The following is a 15,102-nucleotide window of genomic DNA, read 5'->3' on the forward strand; positions in this document are numbered from 1 at the left end:
GATGGCAATCAGCAGATCGGCGGTCTGACGATTAATGGTGGCAAAGTACAGTTCAACGTCACCCTCCCTGGGGATGCTACGCCAACCAGCTATATCACGACAGGCGAGTTGGACATCAATCATGCCGGTACGGTGCGCGTGAATGTACCAGACCCGTTCAACCCGACCCCACCAGATACCCCTAACGCTCTCAACTTACTGATGCAGGATGAGGCGAACGTCGGCGTACAGCTGGTTAACGCAAGTCATGTAACGGGTAGCGGTGGCGCACTTCAACTGGTTGATCAGAATGGCACGGTCATCTCGGCACAGCGCGTGCTCACTCTCGAGGAGGGGGGCAATAATGTGGCGCAGGCGACGTACGATTACCGCCTGACTTCTGGCCCCAATATCGATGGTCTGTATGTCAACTACGGCCTGAAACTACTGGATTTGCTGCCAGGCCAGACGTTGACGCTTGCTGAGAATTTCGGCGCGCTCGGTGCTTCAGCTGATATGTCCTCCAAAATAACCGGCTCCGGTAGCCTCGCCATTAACGCCGTGAGCGGCCTGGTTTCGCTGTCTAACGCCGTTAACGACTACACCGGCCAAACCACTGTGAACTCGGGGACGTTACGGGTAGATAGCGACCATGCACTCGGCCAGACCAGCCAGTTAAACCTCGTGGAGAATACGGGCGAGGGGAATAGGTCTGGGTTTGATCTCAATGGTAAAACGCAGACCATTGGCGCACTAAACGGCGCGTTAAATACGACGCTGAACATCAAGAGCGGCACGCTCAATCTCAGCAGTGGCGGCACCTCGGCAGGTGCACTGACCGGTTCAGGTCAGTTGAACGTCAACGGTGGGACGCTGTTTGTGCAGGGCGCGAATAACGACCTGACGGCTGCGACGGCGATTGCCAGTGGGGCGGCCGTTAATATTAATAATGTCGACAGTCTGGGCCTCGGTATCATTACCGCAGCCGGTACGCTGGTGGTGAACAGTGCCGTTGGTACGCTGGACAACGTCATCAATGGCGCGGGTGCAGTGCAACTGACTAACCTGGCTGATGTGACACTGGCGGGGACTAACGCGTTGTCGGGGAGCTGGAACACAGCAGCAGACACCCGTCTGACGGCGACGGAAGCGGAAAACCTCGGAACAGCGGCAATCAACAATGCCGGGACCTTTAATGTCGATACCGCCACCGACTGGACGCTGGACAATGCAATCAACGGCGCGGGTACGGTGACCAAGAACGGCACGGGCACACTGACCATCGCACGCGCCAACAGCTACAGCGGGCCTACCACCATTTCGGGCGGAGTCCTGCAACTGACAAATGCCGATGGTGCAGGCTCTGGTGTGGTCAATGTCGACACGACTGCGGGCAGCAGCACCACAGGTCTTGAGCTAGCACTGACCACTCCAGGCACTTTTGATAACCAACTGGCGGGTGCCGGAACCACCACCGTGAACGGTGAACAAACCACGATAACCGGGAGCAATGCCGCTTACACCGGTAACTGGCGTGTGACGGGTAGTCGCACGATGGATGTCTCTAGCTCTTCAGACAGCAGTACTACCAATCTGGGGACGGGGACCGTGGACATCGCCACAGGTGGTACCGTCAATGCGCTCACTAACAGTGCCTTCAGCTTTAACAACGCGCTTACGGGAGGCGGCACGCTGAATGCCTCCAGTGGCGGGCAGGCGTTCAACTTCGGCAGCGGTGTTGGCGCAGACTTTGCCGGTACTGTGAATCTGACGAACAACATCTTTGATCTTGCGGGTGATAACACCACCGCGTTGACTGACGCCACGCTGAATCTAGGCTCAAGCAACTTCACGACCGTGGGCGCAGGTACCCAGACTATCGGCAACCTGACATTCAATAGCGGTACGCTGGTGTTCTCCAATCTGCCGACCGGTGTCGTGGCAACTCACGCACTGACGTTAACATCGGGCGATGTTGAACTTGATCCGCAAAACGCAGGCACTTCCGGCAATTTACTGGTGCAGGATGAAGGGACCACCCAGCAGTTGGTTTCAGCCACTTCGGTGAATGGTTCTGAGGACAATCTGGTATTGAAAGACTTGTCAGGCAATGCACTGACATCAGGCACCTCAAACATCGTACAGGGTGGGGCTACTGTAGCAGTCGGCACTTATACATTTGGCCTGGCAACCCGTGCCGTAGGCAGCAGCACCGTAGATGGCTTATACGCCAGCTACCATTTGAGCCAACTCGATTTGCAAGCGGCCCAGACCCTGACACTGGCGAATAATAGCGGTGCAACCGGCGTTTCTGCCGATATGTCTGCTTACTTAACCGGTAGCGGCAATCTCGCCATTAACGGCGCGAACGGCCCGGTGTCGCTGACTAACACCACCAACGACTACACCGGCCAAACCAGTGTGACCACAGGGACATTGCTGGCAGGCAGTGATAATGCACTCGGCCAGACCCGCCAGTTGAACCTCACGAATACAGCGGTGTTTGATCTCAATGGCAAAACCCAGACCATTGGCGTGCTGAACAGCGCGTTAAATTCGACGCTGAACATCAAGAGCGGCACGCTCAATCTCAGCAATGGCGGCACCTCGGCAGGTGCACTGACCGGTTCTGGTCAGCTGAACGTTAATGGCGGAACGCTGTTTGTGCAGGGCGCGAATAACGACCTGACGGCTGCGACGGCGATTGCCAGTGGGGCGGCCGTTAATATTAATAATGTCGACAGTCTGGGCCGCGGTGTGATTACGGCAGCCGGTACGCTGGTGGTGAACAGTGCCGTTGGTACGCTGGACAACGTCATCAATGGCGCGGGTGCGGTGCAACTGACTAACCTGGCTGATGTGACGCTGGCGGGGACTAACGCGTTGTCGGGCAGCTGGAACACAGCAGCAGACACCCGTTTGACGGCGACTCAGGCGGTGAACCTAGGAACGGCGGCAATCAACAATGCCGGGACCTTTAATGTCGATACCGCCACAGACTGGACGCTGGACAACGCAATCAATGGCGCGGGTACAGTGACCAAGAACGGCACGGGCACGCTGACCATCGCACGCGCCAACAGCTACAGCGGGCCTACCACCATTTCGGACGGAGTCCTGCAACTGACAAATGCCGATGGTGCAGGCTCTGGTGTGGTCAATGTCGACACGACTGCGGGCAGCACCACCATAGGTCTTGAACTGGCACTGACTTCTGCCAGCATCTTTGATAACCAACTGACAGGTGCCGGAACCACCACCGTGAGTGGCGCACAAGCTACCATCACGGCGGACAATTCCGCTTACACCGGCAACTGGAATGTGACGGAGAGTGGCACGCTGGCGGTCGCTAATTCGGCGAGCAACAGTACCACTCATCTGGGAAGTGGCAGCGTGGACATCGCCGTGGGCGGTATCGTCAATGCCCAAACTAGCGGTGCGTTCAGCTTTGACAACGCGCTTACGGGAAGCGGCACGCTGAATGCAGACAGCAGTGGGCAGGCATTTAACTTCGGCAACGGCGTGGGGACCGATTTTGTCGGCACGGTCAATCTGACGAACAACACCTTTGCTCTTTCTGGTAACAACACCACGGCACTGACTCATGCGACACTGGAAGTGAGCAGCGGCAACGTAACCACCGTGGGTAATGGTAACCAACAAATTGGCGGACTCACGCTTAATAACGGCTCCATGCAATTCAATGCCACCGTACCGGAGCAGATTATTGCGGATAGCCTGATTACGGTGGGTAGGCTGGAAATCAACCATACCGGTACTGTGCGCCTGAATCTGCCGCAACCGTTTACTCCAAGCCCACCGGATACACCCAACACCACCAACCTGCTGATGCAGGATGAGGCAAACGTCGGCGTAAAACTGGTCGGTGCCAGCTCGGTAACCGGTAGCGGTGGCGCAATAGTATTGACCGACCAGAACCGACGAGTCATCACGGCGGAGCGCCAGCTCGACATCAGCCAGAATGGCAATACTGTGGCGCAGGCGACGTACGACTACCGCCTGACATCCAGTTCACTCAACGATGGCCTGTATGTGAACTACGGCCTGAAACAATTGGATCTGCAGGCAGGTGAGACACTAACGCTTGCTGAGGATACTGGCGCGAGCGGTGCTTCAGCGGATATGTCTGCCAAAATAATCGGTAGCGGTAACCTGGCGATTAACGCCGGCAGCGGACTTGTGTCGTTGTCTAACGTCACCAACAACTACACCGGCGAAACCCGTGTTAATTCGGGGACATTGCAGGCTGGCAGCGATAACGCACTCGGCCAGACCCGCCAGCTAAACCTCGCGGATGCGACAGCCTTTGATCTCAATGGCAAAACGCAGACCATTGGCGTGCTAAACAGTGCGTTAAATACCACGCTGAACATCAAGAGCGGCACGCTCAATCTCAGCAATGGCGGCACCTCGGCAGGCGCACTGACCGGTTCAGGTCAGCTGAACGTTAACGGCGGGACGCTGTTTGTGCAGGGCGCGAATAACGACCTGACGGCTGCGACGGTGATTGCCAGTGGGGCGACCGTTAATATTAATAATGTCGACAGTCTGGGCCGCGGTGAGATTACCGCAGCCGGTACGCTTGTGGTGAACGGTGCCAGCGGTACGCTGGACAACGTCATCAACGGCGCGGGTGCGGTGCAACTGACTAACGCCGCGAATGTGACGCTGGCAGGGACTAACGCGTTGTCGGGGAGCTGGAACACAGCAGCAGACACCCGTCTGACGGCGACTCAGGCGGAAAACCTCGGAACAGCGGCAATCAACAATGCCGGGACCTTTAATGTTGATACCGCCACCGACTGGACGCTGGTCAATGCGCTCAATGGTGCTGGTGCTGTGAACAAGAATGGCACAGGCACGCTGACCATTGAACAGGCCAACAACTATACCGGCCCTACCACTATTTTGGGCGGAGACCTGAAACTGACGAATGTCGATGGTGCAGGCTCTGGTGTGGTCAATATCGACCCAGCCGCGGGTCTTGAGTTGGCACTGACTTCTGCCAGCGTCTTTGATAACCAACTGACAGGTGCCGGAACCGCCACCGTGAGTGGCGCACAAGCTACCATCACGGCGGATAATTCCGCTTACACCGGCAACTGGAATGTGACGGAAAGTGGCACGCTGGCGGTCGCTCATTCGGCGAGCAGCAGTACCACCCATCTGGGGGCAGGTGCGGTAGATATTGCCGCAGGCGGTATCGTCAATGCTCACACTAGCGGTGCGTTCAACTTTGACAACGTGTTGACCGGCGCTGGCACGCTGAATGCCTCCAGTAGTGGGCAGGCCTTCAACTTTGGTAGCGGAGTGGGCGCTAACTTTGGCGGCACGGTGAATCTGACTGACAACACCTTTGCTCTGGCGGGTAACAACACCACGGCACTGGCTAATGCGACACTGGAAGTGGGCAACAGCAACGTGACTACCGTCGGTGATGGCAATCAGCAGATCGGCGGGTTGTCGATTAATAACGGCACCATGCAGTTCAACGCCCAGGCACCGGATCAGATAACGGCAACCAGCTTTATCACCGCGGGTACGCTGGACATTAATCATGCCGGTACTGTGCGCCTGAATGTGCCGGCGCCGTTCACTCCGAGCCCACCGGACACCGCGAATACCACCAACTTGTTGATGGAAGATGAGGGAAATGCGGGCGTACAGTTAGTGAGCTCTGGTGCTGTCACCGGCAATGGTAGTGCACTCCAACTGGTGGATCAGAATGGCCAGGCCATCACGGCGGCTCGCCTGGTCGACATCAGCCAGAAGGGTAGTACTGTGGCGAAGGGGACTTACGACTACCGACTGACTTCCGGCACACAGAACGATGGTTTGTATGTGAACTACGGCCTGAAACAACTGGATCTGCAGGCAGGCGAGACGCTGACGCTTGCCCAGGATACTGGCGCGAGCGGTGCTTCAGCGGATATGTCCGCCAAAATAACCGGCACCGGTAATCTGGCCATTGATGCGCGTAGCGATGTTGTCTCTTTGACTAACGCCACCAACGACTATACCGGTGAAACCAGCGTGACCACGGGGACATTGCAGGCCGGCCGCGATAACGCACTCGGCCTGACCCGCCAGCTAAACCTCGCGGATGCGACGGCCTTTGATCTCAATGGCAAAACGCAAACCATTGGCGCACTGAACGGTGGAGCCGGTTCGACGCTGAACATTAACAACGGCACCCTGAATCTCAGTCATGGCGGCACCTCGGTAGGCACACTGACCGGTGCAGGTCAGTTGAACGTCAACGGCGGAACGCTGGATGTGCAGGGCGCGAATATCTGGTTCAGTGCGGCAACCCATATCGCCGCAGGTGCGAGCGTTAATATCAACTTTGTCGATGGCTTAGGCAGCAGTGAAATTACCACTATGGGTAAGCTGGTGCTGGATGGTGCCACCGGAACCATGGACAACACCATTCAGGGAACAGGCGAGTTGGTGAAGCGCGGTGAAGGTGAGGCGATATTAACGGGCAAGACTGACTGGACAGGTCATACCCTGATTGATGAGGGTGAACTGACGCTGGATGGTTCGCAGGGCGGTGCCCAACTGGTCAGTAACGTCATCGGCCAAGACAACACAGTGTTGTCTTTGCGTAACGGGGCAACGCTGACCGGCTGGATTGACCCAACGGATGTGAACATTGACCCCGCCAGTACCTGGAACATGACGGCGGATTCTGTGGTCGATGATGTCAACCTCGCAGGTACGCTGCGTTATGTGCCTCCGGGTACCTCGCCAATGACAGCCGGCCGTACGCTGACGGTGAATAACTGGAATGGCCAGGGCGGTACTCTCGAGCTGAACACGGTGCTGGGGGATGACACTTCGGTAACGGATAAACTGCTGGTTAATGGTGATACCAGCGGGAACACCTTCATGAAGGTCAACAATGTGGGCGGCCAGGGAGCCAGGACGGTAGAAGGTATCCAGGTTGTGGACGTTAACGGTCAATCTGACGGCACATTCACCAAGTCAGGGCGTATTGTTGCCGGGGCTTATGATTACAATCTGGTGAAAAAAGGCGCCGACTGGTTCCTCACAAGCCTGGATACAGCGGTTCAACCTGGCACACCAACGCCGACTCCAACGCCGACCCCGACACCATCGCCAGGGCCGGGGGATAACGGCAATCCAACGCTTCGTCCTGAAGGTGCTAGCTATACCGCGAATCTGGCGGCGGCTAACACGATGTTTGTCACCCGTTTGCACGACCGTCTGGGGGAAACCCAGTACACCGATGTGCTTACCGGTGAGCAGAAAGTCACCAGTATGTGGTTGCGTCAGGTCGGCGGCCAAAACCGCTGGAAAGACAGCAGCGGGCAAACTGAAACCCAAAGCAACCGTTACGTCACACAGCTGGGCGGGGATATAGCCCAGTGGAGCTCGGATGGCTTGCAACGCCTGCACCTTGGGGTGATGGCGGGTTACGGTTTTAACGACAGTAATAGCCATTCCAACGTGACCGGATACCGTGCTGAAGGTTCTGTTGATGGGTACAGCGTCGGGATGTATGCCACCTGGTATGAAAATGATGAGACACGACAGGGCGTTTATGTGGATAGCTGGGCCCAGTACGGCTGGTTTAACAATGATGTGAAGGGCGAAGATATTCAACCTGAGTCCTACAAATCAAGCGGGATAACGGCTTCGCTTGAACTGGGCTACACACATAAATTAGGTGAGTTTCCCGGTAGCCAAGGGTCACTAAATGAATGGTTTATCCAACCTCAGGCGCAGGCTATCTGGATGGGTGTTAAAGCAGACGACCACCGTGAAAGTAATGGCACAAACGTGGGTGGTGAAGGTGACGGCAACGTTCAAACTCGTCTGGGTGTTCGCACATACCTGAAAGGGCACAACAAAATAGATGACGGCAAAAATCGCACCTTCCAGCCGTTTGTCGAAGTGAATTGGATACACAATACCGAAAACTTCGGGACGCGCATGGATGGCGTCAGCATGAGCCAGAACGGAGCCAAAAACATCGGGGAAATTAAAACGGGTGTTGAAGGGCAGCTTAACTCACGACTCAATGTGTGGGGCAATGTGGGCGTACAGGTTGGGGATAAAGGCTACAGCGATACATCCGCTATGATTGGGGTGAAATACAGCTTCTAACCAAAGATGGGTATTATTCGACCAGAGAAACCAGCAACGTGTGTTGCTGGTTTTTTTTATTAAATTAAAACGCAATCAAATTGGCTTAATTGAGCAATTAATCATGAAGATACAACTATTTCTCCATCGGCATCTACTGGAAACAGCTATTGGCAAATGAGAGCTAAATTCTTGTTCAACAAATAGGGGCGTAAATATCCAACGGTGTTGGAGAGTGGCAGCACATCTTCATGCAATTGAATGTTCAGCACCTCACGGAGGTAATTCCGGCGTGCGCAAATACGCAGCCACAGCTCCGGATACAGCGTGGCTAATTGCAGACGCAAAGTCTCATCGGCAAGCGCAACGGTGTCTTCGATGCTGGCTCCCGCGTAGCCTTTTCGCGATGGGATAATATCGATTTGCAGCAACATTCCGCTGGATAACGCAATATCTGACGCCGGATAAATCGGTGAGCACAACCATTCTTCATCAGCGACCAAATGGCCGGGGTTCAGGTGCCAGTGGTATTCAGCCTTGGGTAATACGCACTCAATCAGTTGATAAACTTCGTGGCCTTTCACGCCAACGTGCAGATGCTCAAGCCAGTTCACGACCGCGCGATAATAAGGAATAGCGACGACATCGAGATAATCACTGGCTTCATGATGAAGTTCGCTGGCATCGTTCACGACATACGCCGCGCGGCTGGTTAAGCCGCCCTTGTAGCTGACGGTTAGCGAGAATTTATCGCCTCGCTGAATCTGTTTGTCCGATGGATACAGGTTCGCATTTTTAAAGCGATCACCTGTGGCGGCGATGGTCACAACATTATTGGCTTGCCCTTCAGCGGCCAGCAATGCGGCAATCGATTTTTCGGTTTTGCCCAGCTCAACCGCATTCAGGGCAGTAAGCGCGGCGCTTGATGCGAGATTTGCGCCGTATTCATAATGGGCAATCTCGTTAGCATTATTGGTGATACGAGCACCATCGCGTGGCGAAATAAACAGACCTGTGGCATTCAGCAGCTCACATGTGGAAGTGAGGGCGGTTTGAAGTGCCTGGAAAATAAAAGTGGGGATATCAAACAGTGAGGTGTTGTTTTGGTTGCTGCCAGTGAAAAGCTTCCAGCCCGCAATACCGACGCGTTGTTGCCCCTTTAGCCCTGCCTGTTGCAACACTTCGCTCAGTGAAAGTGTGGTGTCCATCGGCTGGTTGGGCAGAGAAAACCACGGTGCATGGACCACCCTGGCGGCCACTCGAGAGTGCTGGGCGAGTTTAAGGTTTTCATTGCCGAGCACCAGCACCGCTTCGCCGCTTTTGTGTAACACCAACAAACCTTCTTCAAAGCGTGGGATGAAACCGGTCAGATACTCAAAATTCCCGCCATGCTCTTTGTCGGCATAAACGATTAATGAATCCAAATTGTGCTGCGCCATTCCCTGCAAGATTTTGCTGCGGCGCTGCCCAATAGTCTGTTCGTTGAGTACAACGCTCGGAACGTTGAGGTAAATCTCTGGCTGTTTAATTGTGGCAAGTATGATTGGCATGGGCGTGTCACTCCTTTTTCGCATCCCCTGAATGTGCCTTAACTTACCACCCGGATAATTTTTCGCCTATCCCGGCAACCGTGTCTTTGGCCGCCCTGGGCCAAGTAAAACCGCCAGTTTGCCGCCGCCGTGAGAGGTTTCCATCAAAATTTTACACACGCTGGTGAGTGGGACGGAAAGTAACATCCCAATTGGGCCGAGCAGCCAGCCCCAGAACAGCAATGACAGGAACACCACGAAGGTCGACATCCCGAGGCCGCGGCCCATCATGCGCGGTTCGATGATATTCCCCAGAACCATATGCACCGCGAGGAACAGTGCACCCACCAGAACCATTTCGTACGTTCCGTTAAACAAAAAGGCCTGAATCATGGGCGGAATGGCAGAAATGGCGGAGCCAATATTAGGGATGTAATTCAATAAGAAGCCCAACACCCCCCACATCAGCGCAAACTGCACACCCATCAACTCCAGCCCAAGCCAGATGATTAATCCAGTCCATAAACTGATCAGCGTTTTGAGCGCCAGGTAATGCGTCACACCTTTAAGCGCGCGGTGCAGGCTGGCGATATGAGGTTTCGGATTGGAAAGGGCATAGCGCAGTTTGTAGGGAACATGACGCACTTCAAATAGCATAAACACCACGGTCATCACCAGCAGCAGAATGCTGGCCATCGCGCCCGAAAGAGTGGTCATCATCGCCGTGGCAAAAGACATCACTTTCTCGGAGTCCATACGCTGCAACATGCGTTCGGGGGATAATCTGAGATGCATAAACGGGAGCATCTTTTCGATCTCGTGTACCTTTTGCGTCAGCATCTTGTTGTATTTGGGCAGCATCTCGATGAATTCGTTCAGCGACGCCGCCAGCACACCTATCAATATTGTCAGCACAATCAGCATCACAAACACGACAATCGAAATTGCCAGCGGGCGGCTCACTCCTCGACGAAGAAACCAGGTGACCAACGGGTTAAGTACAATGGCAAAGAAAAGTGCCAATAACAGCTGGACGATGATATCTGCCGCCGCATGAATCCCGGCGAGAATAACCACCAGTGCGGCAAGTTTTAGCAGAATGTGTAGCCCGGCTTTATCGGTTTCTGGAGAGGGCATGAAAAGATCCTGTGTACGTGGGATGCTCTAAGTGTAGCGTCTCGTTTATTTCTCACGTGCAGGGTGAGTCTGAAAGTCAGTAGCTGAAATGTGAAAGCTGAAGTGGTTATACTGGGGAACGCAGTTTTAAAAGTGAATGACCATGCCTGATCTCACCCCCGCCCCCGCAGTAAGCAGTTTCCGTCTTAATCTACAGATTGTCTCTGTAGTGATGTTCAATTTCGCAAGCTACATGACGATAGGTTTACCGCTCGCGGTGCTACCGGGTTACGTTCATGACGTGATGGGATATAGCGCGTTTTGGGCAGGATTGGTTATCAGTCTGCAGTATTTCGCGACCTTACTGAGCCGCCCCTATGCCGGGAAATATGCCGATATTCTTGGCCCGAAAAAAATCGTTATCTTCGGTTTGTGCGGCTGTTTCCTCAGTGGTGCGAGCTACATGCTGGCGGCGTTTGGCAGCGCATGGCCACTCGTTAGCCTGATTTTGCTCTGTTTGGGCCGCGTGATTTTGGGGATTGGACAAAGTTTTGCGGGCACCGGGTCAACGCTTTGGGGCGTCGGCGTGGTCGGTTCATTACACATCGGGCGCGTTATCTCCTGGAATGGCATTGTGACCTATGGCGCGATGGCGATGGGTGCTCCGCTGGGGGTATTGTTCTATCACCTTGGTGGCCTTGAGTTGCTGGCGGGAATTATTATGGCGGTGGCGCTTATCGCGGGGCTGTTAGCACTTCCTCGTCCAGGGGTAAAAGCCAGTAAAGGCAAGCCACTACCGTTTCGTGCCGTACTTGGGCGCGTTTGGCCTTATGGCATGGCGCTCGCGTTAGCATCAGCGGGCTTTGGCGTTATCGCCACGTTTATCACCCTGTTTTATGACGCCAAAGGTTGGGACGGTGCAGCCTTCGCTTTAACGCTGTTTAGTTGTGCATTTGTGGGGACTCGCTTACTTTTCCCGAATGGGATTAACCGGCTTGGTGGTTTGAATGTGGCGATGATTTGCTTCTCGGTCGAGATAGTCGGATTGTTGTTGGTCGGTTTTGCCGTAGAGCCGTGGATGGCAAAAGCCGGTACATTTTTGACGGGGGCTGGGTTCTCGCTGGTGTTCCCAGCACTCGGCGTGGTGGCGGTCAAAATGGTGCCACAGCAAAATCAGGGTAGCGCGCTGGCGACTTACACCGTGTTTATGGACTTATCGCTGGGGATTACCGGGCCGCTGGCAGGGATCATGATGGCTTACGCGGGTGTGTCGGTGATTTACCTGGTTGCAGCAGCACTGGTGTGTATCGCATTGCTGATGGCGTGGCAGTTAAAAAAACGGCCCCCGATTGCGCAACCGGAGGCCGTGTCATCATCTAAACAATAATTATTTGATGGTGATGGTATTTATGATGTTTTCAGCGGCGGTTTGCGCCAGTTGCTGATTATCCGCCGGCAGCGTTATCTGCATAGTTAACAGTTTGTTATCAACTTTACCCAAGATAACTGACGAGTAAGCCGTCTGGCCTTTTGCCGAGATAATGCTGTCTAACTGTTGCAGTGTGTGGCCTTTAATCTCGATGGATTTATTGGTCACCACTTGTAACTGCGGGTCACGAGCACGTTGTTGATCTTCAAGACGTTTAGCCAATGCCGCCAGGTCGTCAGGCGTGTTTTCACCCACAATGACGATCACTGCTTTCTGACCGGATGCGTCAGAATAGACGTGCATGTTATTTGCCTGAGTGCCCAGTTTACCGCTCTGGTCGGTCATCTGGGCAGGGAGTGCAAAGCTGATTTTCCCATCCAGCAAACTCACCGACTGGCCAGCTGCGCTGCTTTCTGCCGCTTCACTCGTCTTCGCTGTCTTGCTGTCGCTGTTATCGCAAGCAGCAAGGCCTAATACCAGCAGGCCGATACCGACATATTTTACCAGGTTACCCATGACTTCTTCCTTTACGTTAGCAAGCCTTTGCGGCTGATATCAGCATCTTATCACAAGATAATTCAACCACCGTCAACCCGGCTGCAACGCCGAATTTTCAGATTTGTCTGCGAGCCGTTTCAGCAACATATTCAGCAATACGCCATACATCGGCAGGAAGAATACGATGCTGATTAAAACTTTGAAGCAGTAATCCACAATAGCGATTTCAACCCAATGCTGCGCCATAAACGCATCTGGGCTGCGCCAGAATGCGATAAAGAAGAATGAGAGTGTGTCACTGATGTTACCCAATAGTGTCGATGCCGTCGGCGCAAGCCACCAGTAGCGGCTCTGTCGCAGGCGGTTAAACACGTGCACATCCAGAATCTGCCCCAGCGCATAAGCCATAAAACTGGCGACCGCGATACGGGCGACAAACAGGTTGAAGTGCAGCAACGCTTCAAACCCTTGCCAGGTTCCCATATAAAAGAGCGCAGAGATACCGTAGGAAATCACCAGCGCGGGAAGCATCACGGCAAAAATAGTGCGTCGTGCGAGAGGCGCGCCAAAAATGCGTACCGTTAGGTCAGTCGCGAGGAAGATAAAAGGAAAACTAAATGCACCCCAGGTGGTGTGGAAACCCAACACCGACACCGGTAATTGCACCAGATAGTTGCTGGAAGTGATCACCAGCAAATGGAATAGCGATAGCCAGAACAGCGCTTTAGTGCGCTGAATAGAATTGAACTGCATCATTTTGTAGCCTTTTTAGTAAGTGGGGTGAGGGAACCCATAAAACTTCCAGACGAAATTGTTCACCTGGTGATTCTTAAAGCGGGAAGGATGATACTGCGTTACTCCCGCATTGCAATGGTTAATTTTAACGCAATCGTTCACGTCACTTGCACGATAATCTACCGGGGGTAAACTAGCGCGGTTTGTTACTTTTGAGACCGCTCATGACCGATCTTTTTGCCAATCCTGACCACACTCTCGATGCTTTGGGCCTGCGCTGCCCGGAACCTGTCATGATGGTACGTAAAACCGTACGCAATATGCAGACAGGTGAAACATTGCTCATTATTGCTGATGATCCCGCAACCACGCGTGACATCCCCGGGTTTTGTGTATTCATGGAACACGAGCTTATTGCTAAACAAGTGGAATCATTGCCTTATCGCTATTTGCTGCGTAAGGGGCAATAAAACCGCTTCAGCCCTTTGCTCCCTGCTCTGGGCTTCTGAATCCTTTTTGCACGTTCTTTGAACTCCAATTTCATTATTTGTCGCTTTTGTGAAGTGCTTCACCTGCGCTTTTTCCCACGTAGTCTAATTTCAAGAAGACAAAATAAAACATTGTTTTACTTCTTATCTTAAATTTCTACCTCTGCTGGAGCGACACAACAATGAAAAAGACCTTTCTGCCTGCTTTTGCTGGCCTATGTCTGTCTACCGCGTCAATTCTGTTTGCACAATCTGCTATCGCACAAGTGATTAAAGCTGCCGACGTTCATCCGGAAGGTTATCCGAACGTGATTGCGGTGCAGCACATGGGTGAAACACTTAAGAAAGAAACCAACGGTGAATTAGAGATCAAAGTTTTCCCAAGTGGTGTGCTGGGCGATGAAAAACAGATGATTGAACAAGCGCAGATGGGGGCAATCGACATCATTCGTGTATCGATGGCGCCGGTGGCTGCGATCCTACCTGATGTTGAAGTCTTTACCCTGCCGTATGTGTTCCGCGATGAAGATCATATGCACAAAGTGATCGATGGCGATCTGGGTAAACAAATCGGTGACAAGCTGACCAATAACCCGAAATCCCGCCTGGTGTTCCTCGGCTGGATGGACTCTGGCACGCGTAACCTGATTACTAAAAATCCAATCGTGAAACCGGAAGATCTGAAAGGGATGAAAATCCGCGTTCAGGGCAGCCCAGTCGCACTGGCAACCCTTAAAAGCATGGGTGCAAACTCAGTGGCTATGGGCGTGAGCGAAGTGTATAGCGGGATGCAAACCGGGGTTATCGACGGCGCGGAAAACAACCCGCCAACGTTTATTGCCCACAACTATATGCCAGTCGCCAAACACTATACGCTGAGTGGCCACTTTACCACCCCTGAAATGCTGCTCTATTCCAAAGTGAAGTGGGACAAATTAACCCCTGAGCAACAGCAAAAAATCCTCACCCTGGCGCGTGCTGCGCAAATGGAACAGCGTGAACTGTGGAATGCCTACAACAAACAAGCACTGGAAAAAATGAAAGCCGGTGGCGTTCAGTTCCATGAAATCGACAAAGCTTATTTTGTGAAAGCCACAGAGCCTGTTCGTAAAGAGTATGGCGAAAAGCATCAGGAATTGATGAAAGCCATTGCTGAAGTTAAGTAATTTTGTCGCTAACGCTTGTGTGGAGGGCA

At 53.5% G+C, this 15,102-nt stretch carries 8 protein-coding genes; 4 read left to right on the forward strand and 4 right to left on the reverse strand.

Annotated features, from left to right (window positions below):
* Window positions 1-108 precede the first annotated feature (108 nt).
* Entirely contained in the window at window positions 109-8,133 is an 8,025-nt protein-coding gene (locus VJY99_RS16465; protein ID WP_324120381.1) for an autotransporter outer membrane beta-barrel domain-containing protein, read from the forward strand.
* A gap of 146 nt (window positions 8,134-8,279) precedes the next feature.
* Here the strand turns inward: VJY99_RS16465 and VJY99_RS16470 are convergent, their stop codons facing one another.
* Window positions 8,280-9,662 carry a M24 family metallopeptidase gene (locus tag VJY99_RS16470; RefSeq protein WP_324120382.1) on the reverse strand — a complete coding sequence of 461 codons (1,383 nt, stop codon included), beginning with the start codon at window positions 9,660-9,662 and terminating at the stop codon, window positions 8,280-8,282.
* Window positions 9,663-9,728: 66 nt separating this feature from the next.
* Window positions 9,729-10,778, reverse strand: coding sequence for an AI-2E family transporter (locus VJY99_RS16475; RefSeq protein ID WP_324120384.1), 1,050 nt, complete (start codon window positions 10,776-10,778; stop codon window positions 9,729-9,731).
* A gap of 142 nt (window positions 10,779-10,920) precedes the next feature.
* On the opposite strand from VJY99_RS16475, the gene VJY99_RS16480 reads away from it, so the two are divergent.
* Window positions 10,921-12,144 carry an MFS transporter gene (locus tag VJY99_RS16480; protein ID WP_324120386.1) on the forward strand — a complete coding sequence of 408 codons (1,224 nt, stop codon included), beginning with the start codon at window positions 10,921-10,923 and terminating at the stop codon, window positions 12,142-12,144.
* Here the strand turns inward: VJY99_RS16480 and VJY99_RS16485 are convergent, their stop codons facing one another.
* Together VJY99_RS16485 and VJY99_RS16490 are read right to left on the reverse strand one after the other, a co-directional pair.
* Entirely contained in the window at window positions 12,145-12,702 is a 558-nt protein-coding gene (locus VJY99_RS16485; protein ID WP_324120388.1) for a DcrB family lipoprotein, read from the reverse strand. It abuts the gene before it with no gap.
* Between the two features lie 72 nt (window positions 12,703-12,774).
* A complete protein-coding gene (locus tag VJY99_RS16490) occupies window positions 12,775-13,440 on the reverse strand; it encodes a 7-cyano-7-deazaguanine/7-aminomethyl-7-deazaguanine transporter (RefSeq protein ID WP_324120390.1) in 666 nt (221 codons plus the stop codon).
* A gap of 203 nt (window positions 13,441-13,643) precedes the next feature.
* Here VJY99_RS16490 and tusA point away from each other — a divergent pair, with 203 nt between their 5' ends.
* Window positions 13,644-13,889: a sulfurtransferase TusA gene (tusA, locus tag VJY99_RS16495; protein ID WP_324120392.1), complete on the forward strand. Its 246-nt coding sequence runs from the start codon at window positions 13,644-13,646 to the stop codon at window positions 13,887-13,889.
* A gap of 200 nt (window positions 13,890-14,089) precedes the next feature.
* Window positions 14,090-15,073 carry a TRAP transporter substrate-binding protein gene (locus VJY99_RS16500; RefSeq protein ID WP_324120394.1) on the forward strand — a complete coding sequence of 328 codons (984 nt, stop codon included), beginning with the start codon at window positions 14,090-14,092 and terminating at the stop codon, window positions 15,071-15,073.
* The last annotated feature ends 29 nt before the right edge of the window (window positions 15,074-15,102 follow it).

The sequence above is a fragment of the Buttiauxella sp. genome, from assembly GCF_035271705.1.
In the GTDB taxonomy this organism is placed as follows: domain Bacteria; phylum Pseudomonadota; class Gammaproteobacteria; order Enterobacterales; family Enterobacteriaceae; genus Buttiauxella.